Annotated in this window: 8 protein-coding genes; 2 read left to right on the forward strand and 6 right to left on the reverse strand. The window is 61.1% G+C overall.

What is annotated here, in order from left to right; translation table 11 throughout:
- A partial coding sequence (locus QZ638_RS22045; RefSeq protein WP_295814595.1) for a substrate-binding domain-containing protein occupies positions 1 to 371 on the forward strand: 371 nt, incomplete at its 5' end.
- A gap of 12 nt (positions 372 to 383) precedes the next feature.
- On the opposite strand, the gene QZ638_RS22050 is transcribed toward QZ638_RS22045, so the two are convergent.
- Genes QZ638_RS22050 through QZ638_RS22065 form a run of 4 tightly spaced genes read right to left on the reverse strand, consistent with a single transcriptional unit; the run spans position 384 to position 4,041 of the window.
- On the reverse strand, positions 384 to 1,142 hold the full coding sequence (locus QZ638_RS22050; RefSeq protein ID WP_295814597.1) for an ATP-binding cassette domain-containing protein: 759 nt from the start codon (positions 1,140 to 1,142) through the stop codon (positions 384 to 386).
- A complete protein-coding gene (locus QZ638_RS22055; RefSeq protein WP_295814601.1) occupies positions 1,139 to 2,107 on the reverse strand; it encodes an iron chelate uptake ABC transporter family permease subunit in 969 nt (322 codons plus the stop codon). The genes QZ638_RS22050 and QZ638_RS22055 overlap by 4 nt, the downstream gene beginning before the upstream one ends.
- Positions 2,100 to 3,083, reverse strand: a complete 984-nt coding sequence (locus QZ638_RS22060) for an iron chelate uptake ABC transporter family permease subunit (protein ID WP_295814602.1) — start codon at positions 3,081 to 3,083, stop codon at positions 2,100 to 2,102. The genes QZ638_RS22055 and QZ638_RS22060 overlap by 8 nt, the downstream gene beginning before the upstream one ends.
- Before the next feature lie 25 nt (positions 3,084 to 3,108).
- Positions 3,109 to 4,041, reverse strand: a complete 933-nt coding sequence (locus QZ638_RS22065) for a siderophore ABC transporter substrate-binding protein (RefSeq protein ID WP_295814604.1) — start codon at positions 4,039 to 4,041, stop codon at positions 3,109 to 3,111.
- Between the two features lie 173 nt (positions 4,042 to 4,214).
- On the opposite strand from QZ638_RS22065, the gene QZ638_RS22070 reads away from it, so the two are divergent.
- Entirely contained in the window at positions 4,215 to 4,502 is a 288-nt protein-coding gene (locus tag QZ638_RS22070) for a DUF2218 domain-containing protein (RefSeq protein WP_295814607.1), read from the forward strand.
- Between the two features lie 2 nt (positions 4,503 to 4,504).
- On the opposite strand, the gene QZ638_RS22075 is transcribed toward QZ638_RS22070, so the two are convergent.
- Both QZ638_RS22075 and QZ638_RS22080 read right to left on the reverse strand, forming a co-directional pair.
- Positions 4,505 to 5,407, reverse strand: coding sequence for an alpha/beta hydrolase-fold protein (locus tag QZ638_RS22075; RefSeq protein WP_295814609.1), 903 nt, complete (start codon positions 5,405 to 5,407; stop codon positions 4,505 to 4,507).
- 26 nt (positions 5,408 to 5,433) lie between these two features.
- The coding region (locus QZ638_RS22080) for a TonB-dependent receptor (protein ID WP_295814611.1) at positions 5,434 to 5,793 on the reverse strand (360 nt) is incomplete at its 5' end.

Below are 5,793 nucleotides of genomic sequence, written 5' to 3' on the forward strand. Positions count from 1 at the left end.
TGATCTGCGAACGTTTCGGCCCCACCGGATACGAAAGCGGTCTCACCCTCGGCGAACGCCTGCTTGTGCGCCCAGAGCGTCCCGATGCCGTTTTCTGCACCACCGATCTGATCGCTTGCGGCGTGATGGACGCCGCCCGCCACCGGTTCTCGCTTTCGATCCCCCGGGACCTTTCGGTCATAGGTTTCGACGACATCCCGCAGGCTGGCTGGGACGCGTATCAATTGACCACTTTCGGGCAGCCCATACACGGAATCGCCTCGGCCGCCATCGACTGGCTCGCCGATGGCGAAAGAGGCGACGAGCCGCGCATCGTTCATCTCACCGCACCGATGGCGTGGCGCAAATCGGTGCGTGGCGGCAATGGCTGAGCCTGGCAACGATCAGAGATAGTGAAGCCCCAGCCGGTGGCCTTCGACTTCGCGAACCTGCACGACGGTGTCGTAGATATCCTGCAGAACCGCTTCCTGCATCAATTCAGCCGATTCACCCTGCAGCACCACACGTCCGTCACGCATCGCCACGACCTGATCGGCATAGATCGAGGCGAAATTGATGTCGTGGATCACCACGGTGATCGACTTCTTCAGATCGTCCGCCGTGCGCCGCAACAGCTTCATCATCGCCGCTGCGTGCTTCATGTCGAGACTGTTTAGCGGTTCATCGAGCAGCACATATTTCGTGTCCTGCGCCAGCACCATGGCGACGAAGGCGCGCTGGCGCTGGCCGCCCGACAATTCGTCCAGAAACCGCGTGCGCAGATCGTCGAGCCCGAGATACGAGATCGCCTCGTCGATATGCCGTTCGTCCTCAACGGTCGGCCGTCCGCCCGAATGCGGAAACCGGCCGAACGCCACCAACTCACTCACCGTCAGGCGCATACCCACCTGATTGTTCTGCTTCAGGATCGCCAACCGCTTGGCCAGCACCGCTCCTTGCGTCTGCTGCACATCGAGACCGTCCACCAGCACCTGACCCGATGTCGGCGCAATGAGCCGCGCGATCATCGACAGAAGCGTCGACTTGCCCGCTCCGTTCGGGCCGACAATGGCGGTAATGCCGCTTTCGGCAAGCGACAGGCTGACATCGTTGACCACCGCCGCATCGTCATAGGTCTTGGTGAGATTCCGTATTTCGATCATCGCTTCAGGTTCCGGTAAAGCAGCAGCATGAAGGCAATGCCGCCGGTAAACTCGATAATGATGCTGAGCGCGGTATCGAACCCGAACACGCGCTCCAGCACGGTCTGCCCGCCCACCAGCGCGACGATGGCAAACAATGTCGCCGCCGGCAGCGTGTATTTATGCCGATCCGTGCCCACCGCCTGATAGGCGAGATTGGCAACCAGCAATCCGAAAAAGGTTACCGGTCCGACAAGCGCCGTGGATACGGAAACGAGGATTGCGATCATCGCAAACAGCAGCATCACCACCCGCTGATAATCGATGCCGAGATTGATCGCCACGTCCCGCCCGAGCGCCAGCACGTCGAGTTTCGCCAGAAGCCGGCGGCTCGCATAAGCCGTCACCAGGACGATCGCCGACGAAACCGCCAGCAATTGCTGATCGACGGTGTTGAAACTGGCGAACAGCATGTCTTGCAAGGCGATGAACTCATTGGGATCGAGAATCCGCTGCATCATGTGCGACAGGCTGCGGAAGAAGACGCCGAACACGACACCCGCCAGCACAACGAGATGCAGGCTGCGCTGGCGGCTCAGAAACAGCCAGTAGAAAAGCGCCATGGACATGGTGACCATCAACAGCGTCTCCAGAACGAAGCGCAGCCGCATGTCGACATTGGCCAGATCGCGCGTACCGAGAAAGAAGACAAGCGCCGTCTGCAGGGCAACGTAAAGGGAATCGAAGCCCATCACCGCCGGCGTGAGGATTCGGTTCCTCGTGATCGTCTGAAACAGAACCGTCGCCGTTGCGACCGCGTAGGCGACCAGCAGAAGGCCGAGCAGTTTGCCGCCGCGAAACGGCAGCACGAAATCCCAATTGCCCTTCGCGCCCACCGTCATGAAGGCCGCCATCGCCACGATGGCGGCGACCGCGAGAACCGCCAGCGCGATGCGCGGCCGCTGCCTTGAAGATTTCTCAGCCAAAGCGCGCCCGCCGCCGCAGAAGGAGGTAGAGGAAGATGCCGGAACCCAGCACGCCCGCCACCGTGCCCACCGGAATCTCGTAGGGAAAACGCAGCGTACGGCCGACAATGTCGCAGGCAAGCAGGAAGCCCGCCCCCGAGACCGCCACCCATGGCAAAGCGCGGCGCAGATTGTCGCCGACGGTCATGCTGACGACATTGGCGACGATCAACCCCAGAAAGGGCACTGTTCCGGCGGTCACCACCGCGGATGCGGACACCATGGACACGATCACGAGACCGAATGCCAGAATGCGTCCGTAGTTCAGCCCGAGGTTGCGGGTAAAGCTTTCGCCGAGACCGGCTACGGTAAACCGGTCCGCTGCAATATAGGACAGTATGGCAAGCCCGCCGGCAATCCACAGCAATTCGTAGCGGCCGCGCAGCACGCTGGAGAAATCGCCGTTCGTCCAGGCGGCGAGCGATTGCAGAAGATCGTAGCGGTAGGCGAAAAAGGTCGTCACCGCATTTATCACGCCGCCGAACATCAGGCCGAGGAGCGGCACGACGAGGCTGGAGCTTGCTGGAATCCTCGACACGAGGCGCAGGAAGACGAACGTGGCCGCGAGCGCGAAGGCGGAGGCCACCAGCATCTTGGAAAAGACCGGAAGCCCCGGTGCCAGCAACGCCACCGCCAGAAGCCCGAGACTGGCGGCTTCCACGGTGCCCGTTGTCGTCGGCTCCACGAAACGGTTGCGAAACAGCATCTGCATGATGAGTGCCGCCACGCCCATGGACATACCAGACAGCACCAGGGCTAAGGTACGCGGAACACGGCTGACCAGAAGAAGCTGGAGCGCTTGCGCGTCGCCGCCGCTGCTCACGAGATCGCGAAGCGGCATGTCCGCCACGCCGATGAACAGGCTGACGACCGCGAGGACGAGAACGATCCCGACTGCCAGCAGAAGACCGGCGGTGGGACGGGAACGAACGGGCATGCTGGCGGCGGCTTGCATGTCCTTGTCAGTCGACCGCAGTCAAAGCCTTGGACAGTGCGTCGACTTCCGCCTGGAGGGCAGTCATGCCGCCACCGACCAGATACCAGCGAACCGCGTCGGCATAATAGATATTGCCTTCTTTCGCGGCCGTGGTCGCGGCGACGAGTTCGTTATCGAGGGTCTGCTTTGCCGACTGACCTTCGCTGCCGATAGCCGAATCGCGATCGACGACGAAGAGCCAGTCCGGGTTGGTTTTGAGAATGAACTCGAAGGAAACCGCCTCGCCATGGGTGGCGGCCTCGACATCCTCGACTGCGGGCGTCACGCCGAGATCGTCATGCAGCCAGCCGAACCGCGAGCCCGGCCCGTAAGCCGACACCTTGCCGCCATTGGTCAGGATGATAAGTCCCTTGCCTGCATTCTTGGCGGTTTCCTGAAGGGCAGCGACGGACTCGTCGAGCTTGCCGATCATTTCTTTCGCTTCCTCGTCTTTGTCGAAGATCGCGCCCAGTTTGCGTGCGTTTTCCTTTGCGCCGTTCAGGAAATTGTCGGGAACGACCGAGAGATCGATGGTCGGTGCGATCTTCGAAAGCGCCTCATACTGCCTTGCAGATCGGCCCGCGACGATGATCAAGTCGGGCTCGGCCGCGTTCACAACCTCGAAATCGGGCTCGAACAGCGACCCGATCTTGGCGTAGGCGTCGCTTTCGTACTTGGAGAGATAAGCGGGAATAAGGGTATTGGGCACGCCTGCAACCTCCACCCCCAGCGCATCGAGCGTGTCCAGCGCAGCGAAATCGAATGTCAGCACCGTCGTTGGCGTGTCCGGAAGCACGGTCTCTCCCTGTGCGTGTTTGACGGTGATCTCCTCGGCATTGGCATAGCCCGGCAGGAAAGTCGCAAGCGCGATGGCGGAAGCCAGAAAACGCCCGGCAAATGAGTTGATTTTCGAGTTCATCGACACGCTCCAAATGTCTGGGAGGATGAAGGGGAAAGCCTGCTCGCCCGCGATCCGGCAAAGCAGACAACGCCCTTGTCAGAATTTCGGTTAGCAAATATGATTATGGCAATCAACTTTTCTGTTTGCGCGTTTCGTCACACAGTTCCGACCCTCTTTCATCGGAGTTACCCATGCTGCAATCCAAAGCCGTCGTGACGACTCGGCACGCTTCGAAATATCTGCAACAGCTTTGCAAACACTTCGCGCACAAGGTGAAGGTCGATTACGACGCCACGCAGGGCAGGGTGGACTTCCCTTTCGGCGATTGCCGGTTGGATGCCGACGAGTCCGCTTTGACCATCGAATGCAGCGCCAAAACGGACGAGGAACTTGCCCGTGCGCAACACGTGATCGACGATCACCTTACGCGTTTCGCCTGGCGCGAGAAGCCCGAGATCGCCTGGAAAACCGCCGCCTGACATCATCGCGCCGCGCCGTTCTCCGGCGCTTCGCCGAGCAGCGCGAAACGAAGGGCGTCGGAAACGGAAAACGGGATCATGCTCCCGTGTCCCTCGCTCTCCAGATGCCGGTATACGAGTTTCATGTCAGTGTGCGCCGTAAGCGTTTCGAATATATCGCGCCCGTCGGGCCCCGACCGCAAAGCAGCGAGTTTCTTGCGGGTATCGGCGTCCAAACCGGGCCGCTCGACACGTTTGCCGCTCGTTTCGATCAGCAGTTCCCGGCCAGCGGCGTTCTTGCGACGGCTGCTTTCGAGAAAGCCATCCCTCTGCGCAAGAATGCCATGCCCGTTCCACCAGACGGATGGATCGGCCGCGACATAGGTTCCGAAAGCATCCGGCTCGCGAAACAGCACATGAAGCGCGAACAGGCCGCCCAGTGAATGCCCGAAAAGGGTTTGTCTGTCCGTGTCGACGGCAAACCGGCGCTCGATCTCGGGGCGCAGCTCCGTCTGCATATAGGTGAAGAACGCATTCCGCCCGCCCGTTTGCGGCGCAACGCGTCCGGGCGCACGCGGCATCCGCTCCTCCGGCGTCGGTGGCGTCAGGTCGACATAGCGCAACCGCACGATTTCTTCGCGATCCTCGGTCGGGTAGCCAATCCCCACCAGGATGGCGCGCAACTTCGGCGTCTTCTTCATCCGCTCGCGCGCCAGTGGAAACATCCGATTGCCATCGATCATATAGATCACGGGCAGGCGCTCACTTTCCGCGAGGTTCGCCGGCCGTGCGGTGAAAATTCGATAAGCGACACCATTGGCGCCTTGTTGCTCGAATATATCGCTCACGAGTGACTGCTGTTCCTCAGGCTGCGCCTGGCCGACGCCAATCAGCACCGCCGCCGCAAGGGCGGCGGTATATCGCACGGGTATTCTCAACGCGCGCATCCCGTTCAGAAGGTCGATGTCATGCCGAGCCAGAAACGCCGGCCCTCGACCACCGCATTCGCCTCGTCTAGCTCGATGCGTTCGTCGAACAGATTGTATACGGCGGCATTGACCCTGACATTGTCGTTGATCTCGTAGCTCGCCCCCAGATCGACGGTGGTATAGGCGTCATACTCGCGCGCCAGAACCGTTGAGCCATCCGGCGCGTAGATCGGCGTGCCGGCATCGCCAATGCGCAGTCCGGCATTGATTTCAGAACCGTGATAAGTCGCCTCCGCCCAGGCGCTCAGCCCCTCGATCGGCGTGATCCAGTCGGCACGCAGATTGGCCATGTGCTGCGGTGTGCGCGCCAATGGGAAACCGGC

The organism is uncultured Nitratireductor sp. (assembly GCF_913053745.1).
Lineage (GTDB): Bacteria > Pseudomonadota > Alphaproteobacteria > Rhizobiales > Rhizobiaceae > Nitratireductor.

Coding starts and splice junctions, on each gene's coding strand:
- QZ638_RS22065 (WP_295814604.1), bottom strand. CDS start 4,041: ATGAACTCGAAAATCAACTCATTTGCCGGGCGTTTTCTGGCTTCCGCC.
- QZ638_RS22060 (WP_295814602.1), bottom strand. CDS start 3,083: ATGCCCGTTCGTTCCCGTCCCACCGCCGGTCTTCTGCTGGCAGTCGGG.
- QZ638_RS22050 (WP_295814597.1), bottom strand. CDS start 1,142: ATGATCGAAATACGGAATCTCACCAAGACCTATGACGATGCGGCGGTG.
- QZ638_RS22070 (WP_295814607.1), top strand. CDS start 4,215: ATGCTGCAATCCAAAGCCGTCGTGACGACTCGGCACGCTTCGAAATAT.